The organism is Mesorhizobium sp. GbtcB19 (assembly GCF_019091085.1).
Classification (GTDB): Bacteria; Pseudomonadota; Alphaproteobacteria; order Rhizobiales; family Rhizobiaceae; genus Mesorhizobium.
The window spans coordinates 1-253 of the sequence record NZ_JAGXJY010000339.1; the positions used below are offsets into that span (position 1 = coordinate 1).

1 pseudogene is annotated in these 253 nt (G+C 65.6%); it reads left to right on the forward strand.

From position 1 onward, the window contains the following. Nucleotides 1-253, forward strand: a pseudogene (locus KVT37_RS32440) (penicillin-binding protein); the annotation flags it as partial.

The following is a 253-nucleotide window of genomic DNA, read 5'->3' on the forward strand; positions in this document are numbered from 1 at the left end:
AAGAAGATCGCCAAGCCAGGCCAGCACTCGCTGGTCGCCCATACCACTTTCGATGCCAACATCCAGAAGGCGGCCGAGGAGTCGGTCGAGTTCCACCTTCGCCAGTTCGGCAAGGAATACAACGTCACCGAAGGCGCCGTCGTGGTGATCGGAACCAATGGCGCGGTGCGCGCCATCGTCGTCGCCCGCGGGTTTTGGGCCAGCCGGTCCTACCTAGCCACGAGGGGGGTGCCCCAGGCGGGCTCGTCCGCCA